Below are 14,520 nucleotides of genomic sequence, written 5' to 3'. Positions count from 1 at the left end.
ACAGAGAATGACCATAAAAGAACTGCTTATTGAGGCCGATGCCATTCAGGTTGGCGTTGTGGAATCCGACTGGCAGCGGGTAATAAAGTTGGCTGCCCGCCCGCTGGAGGCGAAAGGCTTTATTTCGGCGGAATATAGCCAGGCGGTGATCGATAATACCTTGAATCATGGCGCTTATTACGTTTTTGATGAAGGGATTGCCATCCCCCATGCCCGCCCCGAGTGCGGCGTCAGACGCAACTGCTTTAGCCTGGTGGTGCTGAAAAAGCCCATCCCGTTTGCGGACAGTGAAAAGGCGGACATTGTTATTATGTTTGGTGCCCGGGACAGCAATGCGCATATCGAGGAGGGCATCCGTTCCATCGTCGCGCTGCTGGATAACAATGACACCATGGCCAAACTGCGGACGGCCCGCAGCCGGGAGGAGGTCGTCGCATTACTATGAACAGACATCTGACCTCAGGCTGCAAAACGGCCATATTAATCAACGGCATTCCGGCGTCGGGGAAGAGCACCATCACCCGTTTGCTGGCGGAGACCTTTAGCCTGCCAGTGTTGACGATCGACGGCATCAAAGAGCCGTTTATGGCGCGCCTGGCCCCTGTCGACCGGCCGATGAATCGCCAGCTGGGCTGTGCGGCGTATGAGGTGATTTGGTCGATTGTCGGCGCGTCGCCTGCCAGCATGGTTTGGTTGATCGACGCCTGGTTCGGTTTTCAGCCGCGGGAGACCTTGCAGCGACTGCTACAGCAGGCGGGCGTGGAGCAGGTAATTGAGATCTGGAACCATATCACCCCGGAGCTGGCCGTCGCACGCTATGCCTCGCGGCTGGCGACGCGGCCGCCGGGCCACCCCGGCGAGGAGTATCTGCCGGAGCTGGCCCAGCTGGCCGGGCGGGCGCAGCCCATGTCTTTAGGGCCCGTATTGACGATAGACCAGCGGTATCCGCTGGAGATAAAACCGATTATTCACTGGCTTGAAGGCACGATCGCTGGAAAGCACGCCGGTTTGGCGGATTACGCTTACCCGCCCTAAGGCATACCCGCCAGGCGCAGCAGCGCGGTCACCACGGCGGCGGCGATAATCACGCCGATCAGCGGGACCTTGCGCCAGGCGAGGAACACGGCGACAGCCACACCCAGAACGCGCGCCATGCCGGCGAAATGCGCCCCTTCATAGAAGGTGGTGGCCAGGGCGACGGAAAAAAGCAGCACCGTCGCCGCATCGGAAAGCAGCGCCTGCGAGCGCTCGGAAAATGCCAGCCGATTGCCGAGCTTCGCGCCGCCGAGGCGCATCAGATAGGTTCCCAGCGACAGGATGGCGATACCGGCGATAAACAGCGTCATATTGCCCATTATTTTTTCCTCGACAGTAAACCAAACAGCGAAAGCAGCACCGGCAGCCCGGTGGGCACAAACGGTACGGCGGCAAGCGCCAGTGCGGCGCCGCTGGCGGCGCGGATCAGCGTAGTGCGGTTTTTAAAGACCGGGATCACCAGCGCCAGCAGGATCGCCGGGAAGACCGCATCAAGCCCGATGGTTTCCGGCGCTGGCAGCAGTTTGCCGACGGCCGCGCCGGTTAGCGTGCCGAGGGGCCAGATCAGCGCGACGCCGGCGCCGCACAGCCAGTAGGCCGCTTTGCGCTGCGCAGGGGTGGGCTGCGACAAGCCAAAGACCACGCTCTCGTCGTTCATAATGTGGCACCCGATAAAGCTTAAGGCGCGCCGACCAACCAGTTCGCGCACGGTCACTCCGAACGGGATATGGCGCGCGTTGACTAACAGGCCAGCGGCAGCGGCGGCCAGTGGGCTACCGCCGCTGGCGATAATGCCGATAAACATGAATTCAGAAGCGCCTGCCAGCACGGACACCGAAAGCAAGAGCGGCACCCATAAGGGGAAGCCGTAAGCCACCGCCAGCGACCCATAGGACATACCCACCACCCCGACGGCAAGGCAGACCAAAACGATCGCTTTTATCGTGTCTCCGCTGAGACTGGAGAGAGTTTGTTTCATATCACTTAGCCATATCGAACGATTTCCCATTATAATGAACACATAATGAACGTTTTTCAAGGCGAACGAATCGTTCGATATAAAAAACAAAGGGGCGGGTATGACACAGCCAATCAGCGTTATTGCCAAAAGCCTGGTGCGGGAGCGGGCGCGGACCGGTCTCTCGCTGGCGGAAGTCGCGCGTCGGGCGGGTATCGCAAAATCCACGCTATCGCAACTGGAGTCCGGCAACGGCAATCCGAGTCTGGAAACGCTGTGGTCGCTCTGCGTGGCGCTGGATATCCCGTTTGCCCGCCTGCTTGAGCCGCAGGTGAACAAAACGCAGGTGATCCGCCGCGGAGAGGGGACAAAGGTGGTGGCGGAGCAGGCGAACTATCAGGCCATTTTGCTGGCCGCTTGTCCGCCAGGCGCGCGTCGGGACATCTATTTACTGTTAACCCAGCCCGGCGCCGATCGTATTTCGCATCCGCATCCGCCAGGCTCGGTGGAACATATTATCGTCACCCAGGGGCGGGCGCGGGTAGGGCTGACGTCGGCGCCGGAAGAGCTCGGCGAGGGCGACTATATCTGCTACCCGGCGGATCAGGAGCATGTTTTTCAGGCGCTGGAGCCGGATACGCAGGCTCTGCTGATCGCTGAGCAAAACTGACATCGCGTCGGCGGGGGACGCGCGCTCGCTGGACGTCATAGCCATATTGCGGGAAACTAGCTTTCCTATGCGAAAACAGGGATATTTATGTCGCTGAAAGCCATTGCCAAACAACTTGGGATCTCCGTCACGACCGTCAGCCGGGCGTTGAACGGCTATGACGATGTGTCACAGGAGACCCGCGCCCGGGTTGAGGCTGAAGCGCAGCGCCGGGGCTATCGCCCCAACACTTTCGCCCGCCGTCTGAAAATGGGCACCATTGATGCCGTTGGTCTCGTCTTTCCTGTCCGCCCCGTGCCGCTCAACAATAACGTTTTTCTTGAGATGGTTGGGGAGATCAGCCATGAGCTGGCGCGCCATGACATTGATTTGTTGCTGATCGCCGATGATGAACAGGCGGATAAACATGGCTATATGCGCATGGTGCAGGGCCGTCGCGTCGACGCTTTAATCGTGGCCCATACCCTGGATGACGATCCGCGGCTGGCGCAGCTGCAGGCCTCTGGCTTTCCGTTTCTGGCGCTCGGCCGTAGCCGCCTGGCGCAGCCCTACGCCTGGTTTGATTTCGATAACTATGCCGGCACCTGCCGCGCCACCCGCCATCTGATTCAACAGGGCCACCAGCGTATCGCTCTGCTGGGTGAGAACAACAATCAGGCGTTTATTTTGCAACGGCGTAACGGCTATCTCGATGCTCTGCGCGAGGCGGGGTTATCCGATGCATGGCTGCGTAGCGTGCCGGCGACGCGCCGAGGCGGCTATCAGGCCACGCTGGAGTTGCTGCGCCTGCCGGAGCCGCCTACCGCGATTATCACCGACTGCAACACCCATGGCGATGGCGCCGCGATGGCGCTCGCCCATCTGGGGCGTTTGACCGGTGACAACCGCGTCGCCTTAGTAGTGTATGACGGCTTGCCGCAGGACAGCATCATTGAGACCGACGTTGCCGCGGTGATCCAGTCCACGCGGCAGGGTGTGGGACGGCAGATTGCCGATATGGTCCGCCGCTTAATTGCTGGCGAGGATCTGGCCTCGCTGCAGGTGCTCTGGCAGCCCGAATTCATCCCCGGCGAAACTGCCTGACCTGACCCCTTTTTAACCCGTAATTCTGAAGCCGATCACGGATCCGAAACGTTTTGGTTGGCATCCGAAACGTTTCGGATCAACAGTAAGACATTCCTTGTTATGGAGATGTCTGATGTCTGATTTGCTGATTCACCTGCAAAGTGCCGGTGCCGATGTTGTCATTAAAACTCGCCCTTTCGCCGAAATTGTCTACTGGGGGCCACATTTAAGCCACTTTTCACCGCAGGATGCCGACAGCCTGACGCGCCCGGTCGCCAACGGCAGACTGGATGTCGATTCGCCAGTGACCTTAATGGCGGAGCTGGGCCATGGCCTGTTTGGTGCGCCGGGCATTGAAGGCCATCGTCAGGGTCTGGATGCCTCTCCGCTGTTCACCACCAGCGAAGTGCGGCACGAGGGCCAGACGCTGACCTTGGTCAGCGAAGATCCACAGGCCGGCCTGCGTCTGCACAGCGAGATCGCGCTGGATGCCAGCGGCGTGCTGAGTGTGCGCCATGGCGTGACCAATCTGCGCGCCAGCCCATGGCAGGTGGATCGCCTGGCGGTCACATTGCCGGTCGCCGAACGCGCTCGCGAGGTGATGGCTTTCCATGGCCGCTGGATCCGCGAGTTTCAGCCTCACCGCCTGACGCTGGAGCACGACAGCTTTGTGCTGGAGAACCGCCGCGGGCGCACCTCTCACGAACATTTCCCGGCCCTGATCACCGGCAGCCGCGCCTTTAGCGAGATGCAGGGTGAAGTCTGGGGCGTACATCTGGCCTGGAGCGGTAACCATCGCCTGCGGGCAGAGGTGAAAACCGATGGCCGCCGCTATCTACAGGCCGAGGCGCTCTATCTGCCGGGTGAAATGGCGCTGGCGGAAGGGGAAACCTTGTGGACACCGTACCTGTATGCCAGCTACTCGGCGAACGGGCTGAACGGCATGAGCCAGCAGTTCCATCGTTATCTGCGCGAACGGATTATTCGCTTCCCGGGCAACAAGCCGCGTCCGGTGCATCTCAACACCTGGGAGGGGATCTATTTCGACCACGACCCGGACTACATCATGCGTATGGCTGACGAGGCGGCGGCCCTGGGCGTCGAGCGCTTTATTATCGATGACGGCTGGTTTAAAGGGCGCAACGACGACTGGGCGGCGCTTGGGGACTGGTATCTTGATGAGAAAAAATACCCCTACGGCCTGACGCCGGTTATCGATCATGTGAAATCGCTGGGGATGGAATTCGGTATTTGGGTGGAGCCGGAAATGATTAACCCGGACTCCGATCTGTACCGGGCGCACCCGGACTGGGTGCTGGCGCTGCCGGGCTATACCCCGCTGACCGGCCGCCATCAGTTTGTCCTGAATCTCAACATTCCGGAAGCGTTTGATTATCTGCTGGAGCGGATGAGCTGGCTGCTGGGCGAGCACGCGGTGGACTACGTGAAGTGGGATATGAACCGCGAGCTGGTGCAGCCTGGGCATCAGGGACGCGCCGCCGCGGACGCGCAAACGCGCCAGTTCTACCGCCTGCTGGATACGCTGGTGGCCCGTTTCCCGCACATTGAATTTGAATCCTGCTCCTCCGGGGGCGGGCGGATCGATTATGAAGTCCTCAAGCGCAGCCATCGCTTCTGGGCGTCTGACAATAATGACGCCCTTGAGCGCAACACCATCCAGCGCGGCATGAGCTACTTCTTCCCGCCGGAGGTGATGGGCGCGCATATTGGCAATCGCCACTGTCATGCCACCTTCCGCCAGCACAGTATCGCCTTCCGCGGCCTGACGGCGCTGTTTGGTCATATGGGACTTGAGCTGGATCCGGTGAGCGCTGATGAAGAAGAGCGCGCCGGATACCGGAAATATGCGGCCTTACATAAACAGTGGCGCGACGTGATCCATCACGGCGTGCAGTGGCGGATGGATATGCCGGACGCTACCACCCTTGCCCATGGCGTCGTCAGCCCGGATAAAGCGCAGGCGATTTTCCTCGTCAGCCAGCTGGCGATGCCGGACTACACCCTGATGGCGCCGCTGCGCCTGGCGGGGCTGGAGGCGAGCGCCCGCTATCAGGTGACGCTCCTCGATCATCCGAACATTCAGATAACCGGCGAGGGTGGCCACACCATGCGGAAGCTGCCGGCATGGATGACGACGCCGCAGACGGTGAGCGGTGAGTGGCTACAGCAGGCGGGGCTGGCGCTGCCCATCCTCGACCCGGAAAGCGCCATTCTGATTGGCCTGCAACGCGTGTGATGGTATCGGGCCGCGTCGCGGCCCTTCTTGAGGAAAATATAATGAACCCGACCGTCTGTACCCACAAAAACAACCCCAACTTCTGGATTTTCGGGCTGTTCTTCTTTCTCTACTTCTTCATCATGGCCACCTGCTTTCCGTTTCTGCCGATCTGGCTGTCGGACGTCATCGGCCTGAATAAAACCGAAACCGGCCTCGTTTTCTCCAGCCTGTCGCTGTTCGCCATCTGTTTCCAGCCGGTCCTCGGGGTGATCTCTGACAAGCTGGGGCTGAAAAAACACCTGATGTGGATCGTGACTGTTCTGCTGGTGCTGATTGCTCCCTTCTTCCTCTATGTTTTCGCTCCGCTGCTGAAAACCAACATCTGGCTCGGGGCGCTGAGCGGCGGCGCCTATATCGGCTTTGTATTCTCCGCAGGTGCCGGCGCGATGGAGGCCTATATCGAACGGGTAAGCCGCAACAGCGGGTTTGAATACGGCAAGGCGCGCACCTTTGGCTGTCTGGGATGGGCGCTGTGCGCGACCACCGCCGGAATGCTGTTCAGCATTAATCCCGAATGGGTATTCTGGATGGGGTCGGCCGCCGCGCTGCTGCTGGTGGTACTGGTGGCCATCGCCAAACCGCAGGCCAGTCAGTCCGCGCAGGTGATGGATTCGCTCGGCGCCAATCGCCCGGCGATCGATTTAAAAACGGCGGTGCGCATGTTCCGCCAGCGTAAGATGTGGATGTTTATTCTGTATGTCATCGGCGTGGCCTGCGTGTATGACGTTTTTGATCAGCAGTTCGCCACCTTCTTCAAATCGTTCTTCGCGACCCCGGAAGCGGGCACCCGCGCCTTTGGTTTCGCCACCACCGCGGGAGAAATATGTAACGCCATCATTATGTTCAGCTCGCCGTGGATTATTAACCGCATCGGGGCGAAGAATACCCTGCTGATCGCCGGGATGGTGATGGCGGCAAGAATGATTGGCTCTTCCTTCGCCACTACGGCCGCGGAAGTCATAGCGTTGAAAATGCTCCATGCGCTGGAGGTGCCGTTCCTGCTGGTGGGCGCCTTTAAATACATTACCGGTGTGTTTGATGTCCGGCTGTCGGCGACCATTTACCTGGTGGGCTTCCAGTTCGCCAAGCAGGTGGCGGCGATCTTCCTCTCCGCCTTCGCCGGCAATATGTACGATCGGATCGGCTTTCAGGATACCTATATGATCCTCGGCGGTATTGCCCTGACGGTTACCTTAATCTCAGCGTTTACGTTAGCGGGTAAGGCGAAAACCGAGCCGCTTCGGGATAATGCGATGACCGTTTAATCGACCGGCCTCCCGTCTGGAGGGAGGCCGGTTATTTTCACGCCAGATAAAACACTTCTTTGAGCTCCGCGCTCAGCGGGCTGTTATCTGGGTTGCTGGGCATCACCTCGCGCATGTATTTCCACCAGCGCTGGCACACTTCCGTGCTGGCGACCGCCTCCCAGCGGGCTTCCGACTCAATCTCCACCGTCGCGAACAGCAGATGGCGTTCTTTATCGAGATAAATGGCGTAATGGTGCGCGCCGTGGTCCTTCAGCACTGCCTCCAGTTCTGGCCAGATGGGGTTATGGCGGCGCTGGTACTCCTCGTGCGCGTCGGGGTTCACCTGCATGACGAAGGCTTTACGGATCATAAGGCCTCCAGATAGAGCTCGCGAACCTCATCGCGGCTGGCGGAGCGCGGGTTACACGGCGCGCACGGGTCGGCCAGCGCTTTATCCAGCCAGCCTTCGATATCGGCTTTGCTGACGCCAAGCTGGCTGAAACCCTGGGGGATCCCTACGCGTTTGCTCAGCGCGCGGATGGCGTTGATGGCCTCCATGCTGGCAGCCTCATCGTTCATGCCGCGGGTATCGACGCCCATCGCCTGCGCCACGCGGGCGAAGCGCGCCACCGCGTTCGGGCGGTTAAAGTTTTCGATGATCGGCAGCAGGATGGCGTTGCACACCCCGTGCGGCAGGTTGTGGGTGGCGCCAGGCTGATGGGCCAGGGCGTGTACCAGCCCGAGACCGGCGCTATTGAACGCCATGCCCGCCAGGTATTGGCCAAACGCCATCTGCTCGCGGGCCTGCAGATCGTGACCATCGTCTACCGCTTTCGGCAGCCACAGGTTGATCAGGCGAATGGCCTCGAGGGCGTTGGCGTCGGTCAGGGGATGGGCGCCAACGGAGACAAAGGCCTCGATGGCGTGGGTCAGGGCATCCATGCCGGTGGCGGCGGTAACGGCTGGCGGGATGTCGAGCATCACGCTGGCGTCGTCGACGGCGATATCCGGGATCAGGTTCGGGTCGATAATCACCTCTTTTACCTGCCGCTCGCTATCGATAATCACGGCGTTGCTGGTCATCTCCGCCGCCGTGCCGGCGGTGGTGTTGATGGCCACCAGCGGCACGCCAGCGTTTTTCACTTTGCCGACGCCGGAGTATGCGGTGGAGGGACCAGGGTTGGCGGTGAGGATTTTTATCGCCTTGGCGGTATCAATCGGGCTGCCGCCGCCGAAGGCGATCAGGTAATCGCAGCGGGCCGCCTGGTACGCCGCGTAGCCTTGCTGCACCAGCGCTTCGGTGGGATTGGGGTACACGCCGTCAAACAGCTGATAAGCCATCTGCTGTTCATCCAGCGCAGAAAACAGACTGTCCAGCAGGCCCAGCTTCACCAGTTGACCGTCGGTGACGATCAGCGCCTTGCCCCATTGTTTGCCCGCTACCAGCTTGACCATATCACCGATAGCGCCTGCGCCGTGGAGGCTGATTTTAGGTAGTGCCAACATAAAACTCATGATAATTCTCCTTAATGTTGATTTTGGAAAATCCGTTTCCCCTCACCCCAGCCCTCTCCCGCAGGGAGAGGGGGAAAACCGGTCCCGGACTACAGGCTGCCTGCGTGCGCCGGGCAGTCCCCTCTCCCTTGGGGAGAGGGCCTGGGTGAGGGGGAAATTAACATCGTCTTCGCTGCATCATCCGCCGGGTCATAATCGGCAGGGAGATCACCACGATCAGCATGGCGCCGATAATCACCGACATCACGATGCCGGGGACGTTCAGCAGGCTCAGGCCGAAGGTCACCAGCCCCATCAGAAAGGCGGCAATGATCACCCCGGGCATGCTGCCGGAGCCGCCGAGAATATTGACGCCGCCGAGCACCGCCATGGTGACAACCGCCAGCTCCCAGCCCATTGCCAGGGTAGGGCGGGTACTGCCGAGCCGTGAGGTCAGCAGGACCGCCGCCAGCCCGGCCATCAGCCCGACCAGCGCGAACAGCACCAGGTTATGACGCTTAACATTGATCCCCGAAAACCAGGCGCCGGTCGGGTTATTGCCGATGGCGTAGGTCCGGCGACCAAAGTTGGTTTTATGCAGCAGGAAGGTGAAGGCGGCCGCGAGGAGGATAAACAGCGCAAACTCAAAAGAGAGCGCCCCCCACACGTAGCCCTGGCCGAACCAGGCGAAGCTCTCCGGATAGTGATTGAGCGCCTGATCGCCCAGCAGGATATAGGTGATGCCGCGATACAGGCTCATGGTGCCGATGGTGATCACAATGGACGACAGGTTAAAGCGAGTCACCAGCAAGCCGTTGAACAGGCCGCACAGCAGACCTACGCCCAGGCCGATGACCACCAGCAGCGGCGTGTCCACCCCCGCTGCCGCGCAGAGGCCCATCACCGTTGAGCTGAGCGCCATCGTCGAGGCCACCGACAGATCGATTTCCCGGGCGATAATCAGCATCGCCATCGGCAGGACGACGATCGCCTTCTCGGTAAAGGTAAAGGTCGCGTCCGAGAGGTTCCAGATATTGAGGAAGTACGGGGAAGCCACCGCGTTGCCGATAAATACCGCCAGGGTGACCGCCAGTAAAAACCCTTCCCAGCACAGCAGGCGGCGCAGCGGCGACGGCGCGGCCGGGGCGTTTTTCATCTCTTCAGATACCATCATCTTGCTCATGATTTCACCGCCTGTTTCTGTCGGGCTAACGCCGCGTTGCGCAGGATTAACCGCCCGTGACCGCGATTGCCGCGCTCGTTGAGCAGCACCGCCATGACGATCACCGCCCCGGAGATCGCCATTTGCCAGAAGGGCGAGATGCCGATCACCGGCAGGGCGTTATTGATGACCCCGAGGAACAGCGCGCCGCACAGGCAGCCCAGCACCCGTCCGCTTCCGCCCATGGTGCTGATACCGCCGATCACGCAGGCCGCGACCACCTGCAGTTCAAAGCCGTTCGCCACGTCGACATAGGCGACGGCGAAGCGCGAGATCCACAGATAGCCGCAGAAGCCGGCCAGCGCGCCGGAGAGACAGAAGCTGACGAACTGCATTTTTCCGGCGTTAATGCCGGTGTAGTACGCCGCCGTCGCGTTGCCGCCTGCGGTGTACAAGGCCCGGCCGGTGCGGCTGTAGCGCAGGAAATAACCCACCAGCAGCAGCGCGGCGATGGCGCACCAGCTCAGCAGCGGCAGCCCCAGGAGCGTGCTGCGCGGCAGACTGAGAAAATCAGCGCTCATCTGATGTGAGTTAACCCAGCCGCCGTCAGTCAGCAGGAAGATAATGCCGCGATAAATGCTCATGGTGCCGAGGGTCACCACGATGGCGGGAATGCCGAGGCGCCAGACCAGCAGGCCGTTAACCATCCCCATCAGCAGGCCCAGCAGGGTTGCCAGCGCCAGCAGCACTACTACCGGAATACCCGGATAGTGGGCGTTAAGCAGGGCGACGATCATCCCGGTCAGCGCCAGGTTGGCGGCCATCGACAGATCGATGCCTTTGGTGAGCAACACCATCATCTGGCCGAGGGCGAGGATGATAAGGATGGCGGTATCGTTAAACATCTCCACCAGATTGCCCGGTGAAACGAACGACGGCGCCCGGCTGCCGATGGCGCCGATCATCAAAATGATGACCAAAGCCAGCAGCGCTTCGCGATGTTTAAGCCATGCGTGTCCCATCATGCCGCCTCCTGGCCGATGCCGCTGGCCGCGCTAACGATGGTTTCCGCTGTCGCTTCACCGGCCTGGTATTCGGCGACCATCAGCCCTTCGTGCATCACGATAATCCGGTCGGCCATGCCCATCACTTCCGGCAGCTCTGACGAGACCATAATCACCGCCAGTCCCTGGCTGACCAGCTCGGACATAAACTGATGCACGGCGGCTTTTGAGCCGATATCAATGCCTTTGGTCGGCTCGTCGAGGATAATCACCTCGGGATGGGTCGCCAGCCATTTGCCGATCACCACTTTCTGCTGATTGCCGCCAGAGAGGGTCTCCACCGGCTGCCGCCAGCTGAAGGCTTTAACCTGCAGGCGCGAGGCGTACTCGTCCGCCAGCCGCCATTCCCGGGCGTCGTTCAGGACGCCGTTAGGATTGAGCTTGCTGAGCTGCGGCAGACTGATGTTCTGGGCGATGGACAGGGCGATGATCGCCCCCTGTTTCTGCCGCTCTTCCGGCACGCAGACGATGCCCGCGCGGATGGCGTCGGCGGGCTGGCGAAAGCGCATGGGGCTGCCGTTCAGGCGGATCTCGCCGGAGGAGGGACGCGAGACACCGGAGAGCGCCTGCATCAGCTCGGTGCGTCCGGCGCCCACCAGGCCGTAAAAGCCGAGAATTTCGCCCTTGCGCAGGCGGAAGCTGATATGGGCAAACTCGGTAGGATGACAGAGATCGGTCACCTCCAGCACCGTTTCTCCGGGCGTGCAGCCGACTTTCGGGTAGGTTTGGGTGATCGCCCGGCCCACCATCATCGACACCATCCGCTCTTCGGTGATGTCGCTTATCGCCCCGGAGCTGACGTACACCCCATCACGCAGGATGGTGTAATAATCGGCCAGCTCGAAAATTTCATCGAACTTATGCGAGATAAACAGGATCGCTTTGCCGTCCTGCTTCAGACGCTCAACGATGTGATAAAACTCCAGGATTTCATGCTGGGAGAGGGCGGCGGTCGGCTCATCGAGGATCACCACCTGGGCGTCGAAAGCCAGCGCCCGGGCAATCGCCACCATGTGCCGCTGGGCGATGCTGAGGGTTTTCAGCGTGGCCCGCGGGTCGATCTGGACTTCCAGCCGGGTGAGGATCTCGCTGGCTCTGCGGTGCATCGCCGGCCAGTCGAGCGTTTTTAACAGTCCCTTATACAGATACTGGCCGACGAAAATATTTTCACTGACCGAGAGTTCGTCAAACAGCACGGTTTCCTGGTGAATGGCGGTGATCCCTACCTTATGCGCCGATTCCGGCGTTGGCAGATGAATAGGGATCGCTTTATAGAGGATCTCGCCCTCTTCGGGCTGATAAATACCGGTCATCACTTTGACCAGCGTGGATTTCCCCGCGCCGTTTTCGCCGATTAAGGCGGTCACTTTGCCGGGCCAGAGATCAAGCTGCACGTTCTCAAGGGCGCGCACACCGGGAAAAATCTTGGTGATCCCCTTCAGCGACAGCAGTGGCGTTGATGCTGACATGATAGTTCTCCACAAAAATCACCCCTCACCCTAACCCTCTCCCCAAAGGGGCGTGGGTACGGTCCGGCGTCCGCTGGCCACATCGTGCAGAGGACCAGCCTTTCCCCCTCTCCCTCCGGGAGAGGGCCGGGGTGAGGGAACAAGGGTTAGAAAATTTTCGAGAACTTATCGATGTTGCTCGCATCGTAGACGAACGGCTCGGCCATCGCGCCATTCCCCTCAGCATCCAGCTTCACTTTGCCCAGCTTGCCCATACTGGCTTCGGTTTTGGTCGCCGTGCCTTTGACTAAATCGTCGGCCAGATAGGTGGCGGCGTAGCCCAGGTCAATCGGGTTCCAGATGGCGAAGCTTTTGCTGGCGCCGGACTTGATCGCGCCGGCCATTTCCGACGGCAGCCCCAGCCCGGTGACATAGACTTTGCCGATTTTGCCCTGATCCTTCACCGCCTGCGCGGCGGCAACAATGCCCACCGACGACGGCGAAACAATGACTTTCAGGTCCGGATATGATTTCAGCAGGCCCACCGCTTCGCGGTAGCTTTTATCCGACAGATCGTCCCCGTAGGCGACGGTGACCAGCTGTACGGACGGATACTGCGGCAGCACCTTTTTCATCTCCTCAATCCAGATGTTCTGGTTAGTGGAGGTTGGGGTGGCGCTTAACACGGCCACCTCGCCTTTCTCAACGTTCAGCGCCTTCAGCGCATCGGCGGCGAGCTTGACGTTGGTTTCGCCAATTAAGGCGTTATTCGAGGGGTTAAGATGGATCTGGCGGCCTGCCGGCGCCACGCCGGAGTCCCACGAGACCACCTTGATGCCGCGCTGCATCGCTTTTTTCAGCACCGGTACCACGGCGTCCGGATCGTTGGCGGAAATGGCGATCGCATCCACGCCCTGGGCGATCAACCCGTTCAGCACATCGATCTGCGCTTCGGCGGTGGTAGTGGTCGGGCCGGTGTAGATCACTTTGACATCACCTAACTCTTTGGCTGCCTGTTGGGCGCCAACGTTGGCGGCTTCGAAGAAGCCATTTCCCAGCGATTTCGCCACAAGGGCGATCTTAACTTCTGCTAAGGCGGAACCGGACAACGCCAGGGCGGCAACGGTGAGGATCAAGCTTGTCTTTGTTTTCATTGCTTTTACTCCACATGAGTTAGTTTTGTAGGGTTTGCAGGTGATGTTTCGCCCCGTCTCGGTGAGCGGGGCGCGATGTTGTTATGGATAAAGATCTAAAGCGGACTGCAGCGGCTGCACGTTGAAGCGTTTGCCAAGGGCGATAAGCTCTTCGCGGGTGATGGTCTGCTTCATCCCGCCCATGGACAAGACTTTCACCAGCACTTCGGCGGACTTCTCGGCGGTGTCGATCAGGCCGAAGGTCTCATCCAGCGTGGGGCCGCTGCCGAAGACGCCGTGGAATGGCCACAGCACCAGCGAGTGTTTTTGCATGGTTTCGGCGGTCGCCTGGCCGATTTCATCGGTGCCCGGCACCATCCACGGCAGAATGCCGACGCCGTCCGGGAAGACCACCAGACATTCGGTGCTACCTTCCCACAGCTTGCGGGTGAACAGATCGCTGTGGTTCTCCAGAACATAGGTCAGGGCGATCAGGTTGGTGGCATGGCAGTGCATGATCACCCGGTCTTTGCCGCCGGTCAGTTTGATGCGCTCGCTATGCGACAGGAAGTGTGCCGGCAGCTCGGAGGTCGGTACGGCATCCTCGGTGAGGCCCCACAGGATATGGTATCCCGCGCCATCGCTGTCGACCTTTACCACGCCGAGGTTAGCGGCCGGGTCGAGCTGGACGTTACGGAAGAATTTGCCGGAGCCGGTGACGATAAATGGCTGGTTGGCCAGGATTGGCATCGGCTGGCTGAGGGCGATGTAACGCGGTTTGGCGTGGAAATCCGCCGCATAAGGTTCGATATCCGCTTCATCCAGACGCAGCGTCAGGTTGCCGCCGTTGCGTTCGTCCCAGCCTTTCAGCCAGGCGTCGGAGGTGGCTTTGATCATGCCCTGGACGAACCAGGCGTCGATAATGGTCTGCATAGTCTTGTCTTT

The 14,520-nt window shown here is 60.4% G+C and carries 15 protein-coding genes; 6 read left to right on the top strand and 9 right to left on the bottom strand.

The window, feature by feature from the left end:
• Positions 1–7 precede the first annotated feature (7 nt).
• Together R0140_RS26620 and R0140_RS26615 are read left to right on the top strand one after the other, a co-directional pair.
• A complete protein-coding gene (locus R0140_RS26620) occupies positions 8–445 on the top strand; it encodes a PTS sugar transporter subunit IIA (RefSeq protein WP_008807895.1) in 438 nt (145 codons plus the stop codon).
• The gene (locus tag R0140_RS26615; protein ID WP_317703925.1) at positions 442–1,035 is read left to right on the top strand and encodes a P-loop nucleotide/nucleoside kinase family protein; all 594 of its coding nucleotides are present in this window, start codon (positions 442–444) and stop codon (positions 1,033–1,035) included. The genes R0140_RS26620 and R0140_RS26615 overlap by 4 nt, the downstream gene beginning before the upstream one ends.
• Here the strand turns inward: R0140_RS26615 and R0140_RS26610 are convergent.
• Both R0140_RS26610 and R0140_RS26605 read right to left on the bottom strand, forming a co-directional pair.
• The gene (locus R0140_RS26610; RefSeq protein WP_008807893.1) at positions 1,032–1,355 is read right to left on the bottom strand and encodes an AzlD domain-containing protein; all 324 of its coding nucleotides are present in this window, start codon (positions 1,353–1,355) and stop codon (positions 1,032–1,034) included. The two genes, R0140_RS26615 and R0140_RS26610, sit on opposite strands and share 4 nt — an antisense overlap.
• Positions 1,355–2,014 carry an AzlC family ABC transporter permease gene (locus R0140_RS26605; RefSeq protein ID WP_012969230.1) on the bottom strand — a complete coding sequence of 220 codons (660 nt, stop codon included), beginning with the start codon at positions 2,012–2,014 and terminating at the stop codon, positions 1,355–1,357. The genes R0140_RS26610 and R0140_RS26605 overlap by 1 nt, the downstream gene beginning before the upstream one ends.
• Positions 2,015–2,114: 100 nt before the next feature.
• Between R0140_RS26605 and R0140_RS26600 the strand changes: the two genes are divergently transcribed.
• From R0140_RS26600 to R0140_RS26585, 4 genes are all read left to right on the top strand, one after another.
• Positions 2,115–2,663: a helix-turn-helix domain-containing protein gene (locus tag R0140_RS26600; RefSeq protein WP_002882865.1), complete on the top strand. Its 549-nt coding sequence runs from the start codon at positions 2,115–2,117 to the stop codon at positions 2,661–2,663.
• Positions 2,664–2,750: 87 nt separating this feature from the next.
• Positions 2,751–3,746, top strand: a complete 996-nt coding sequence (locus R0140_RS26595) for a substrate-binding domain-containing protein (protein ID WP_012969229.1) — start codon at positions 2,751–2,753, stop codon at positions 3,744–3,746.
• A gap of 115 nt (positions 3,747–3,861) precedes the next feature.
• Positions 3,862–5,985: an alpha-galactosidase gene (locus tag R0140_RS26590; RefSeq protein WP_032741516.1), complete on the top strand. Its 2,124-nt coding sequence runs from the start codon at positions 3,862–3,864 to the stop codon at positions 5,983–5,985.
• A gap of 41 nt (positions 5,986–6,026) precedes the next feature.
• Positions 6,027–7,292, top strand: a complete 1,266-nt coding sequence (locus R0140_RS26585) for an MFS transporter (RefSeq protein WP_023323425.1) — start codon at positions 6,027–6,029, stop codon at positions 7,290–7,292.
• A gap of 37 nt (positions 7,293–7,329) precedes the next feature.
• Here R0140_RS26585 and rhaM read toward each other — a convergent pair whose 3' ends face one another.
• The 7 genes from rhaM to rhaD form a co-directional block, all read right to left on the bottom strand.
• Positions 7,330–7,644, bottom strand: a complete 315-nt coding sequence (gene rhaM / locus R0140_RS26580) for an L-rhamnose mutarotase (RefSeq protein ID WP_002882870.1) — start codon at positions 7,642–7,644, stop codon at positions 7,330–7,332.
• Positions 7,641–8,789 carry a lactaldehyde reductase gene (gene fucO / locus R0140_RS26575; protein WP_032741517.1) on the bottom strand — a complete coding sequence of 383 codons (1,149 nt, stop codon included), beginning with the start codon at positions 8,787–8,789 and terminating at the stop codon, positions 7,641–7,643. The genes rhaM and fucO overlap by 4 nt, the downstream gene beginning before the upstream one ends.
• Positions 8,790–8,946: 157 nt before the next feature.
• Positions 8,947–9,951 carry an ABC transporter permease gene (locus tag R0140_RS26570; protein WP_016162046.1) on the bottom strand — a complete coding sequence of 335 codons (1,005 nt, stop codon included), beginning with the start codon at positions 9,949–9,951 and terminating at the stop codon, positions 8,947–8,949.
• Positions 9,948–10,955, bottom strand: a complete 1,008-nt coding sequence (locus R0140_RS26565; protein ID WP_172601084.1) for an ABC transporter permease — start codon at positions 10,953–10,955, stop codon at positions 9,948–9,950. Before R0140_RS26565 ends, R0140_RS26570 begins: the two co-directional genes overlap by 4 nt.
• Positions 10,952–12,463: a sugar ABC transporter ATP-binding protein gene (locus tag R0140_RS26560; protein ID WP_012543274.1), complete on the bottom strand. Its 1,512-nt coding sequence runs from the start codon at positions 12,461–12,463 to the stop codon at positions 10,952–10,954. The genes R0140_RS26565 and R0140_RS26560 overlap by 4 nt, the downstream gene beginning before the upstream one ends.
• A 146-nt stretch (positions 12,464–12,609) precedes the next feature.
• Positions 12,610–13,596 (bottom strand): rhamnose ABC transporter substrate-binding protein, encoded by a 987-nt coding sequence (gene rhaS, locus R0140_RS26555; RefSeq protein ID WP_008807884.1) that lies wholly within the window; start codon positions 13,594–13,596, stop codon positions 12,610–12,612.
• 81 nt (positions 13,597–13,677) lie between these two features.
• On the bottom strand, positions 13,678–14,508 hold the full coding sequence (rhaD, locus tag R0140_RS26550; RefSeq protein WP_008807883.1) for a rhamnulose-1-phosphate aldolase: 831 nt from the start codon (positions 14,506–14,508) through the stop codon (positions 13,678–13,680).
• Positions 14,509–14,520 lie beyond the last annotated feature (12 nt).

It is taken from the genome of Klebsiella sp. w6, from assembly GCF_033100215.1.
Taxonomy (GTDB): domain Bacteria; phylum Pseudomonadota; class Gammaproteobacteria; order Enterobacterales; family Enterobacteriaceae; genus Klebsiella; species Klebsiella variicola.
This window is presented reverse-complemented; position numbering and strand designations above follow the sequence as displayed.